This window comes from Oleiphilus sp. HI0086 (assembly GCF_001635225.1).
The window spans coordinates 1-477 of sequence record NZ_LWFZ01000336.1 but is presented as its reverse complement, the minus strand read 5'-3'; the positions used below and the strand labels follow the sequence as shown (position 1 = coordinate 477).

1 protein-coding gene is annotated in these 477 nt (G+C 41.7%); it reads left to right on the top strand.

From position 1 onward, the window contains the following. Window positions 1-158 (top strand): ANTAR domain-containing response regulator (locus tag A3756_RS28965; RefSeq protein ID WP_156490259.1); only part of this gene is annotated, 158 nt, incomplete at its 5' end. Window positions 159-477 lie beyond the last annotated feature (319 nt).

Here is a 477-nt window from a genome sequence, read left to right as displayed (position 1 = left end):
TAGAGAAGGCTAAAGGTTTGTTGATGAAACAGAAGGGCCTGAGTGAAGATGAGGCATATACCTCTCTTAGAAAGTTGGCGATGGATAAGGGGCAGCCGATTGTGAAAGTGGCTGAAAGCATTATTGATGTGTTTTCCTTATTGGGTGATGTCGAGTAGCCCTAAAGCAAGTCGTTAGTAAGTGCTTGGTGCACTGAAATGGGTCGTATTTCTGCGTGATATTGTCAAGTAGTTGATATATAAGGGATAAAAAGTTGGCACGGCTTGTGCTTTAACTAGTATATCTACGAACGCAAGGCGTTCATGAAACAAAACATAATGTCTTTCTATCAACGGCGATCAGAAAGACATCAAACAAGATCGCAATGGCGCGGTCAGGTTTGAACGAGCAAAGGTGCTCATCAGTTAGTGGTCTCATTAGAGGCGACTAATCGGTGGGCGCCTTTTTTTTTGGATTTTTTGAAAGTTTATTATTGAT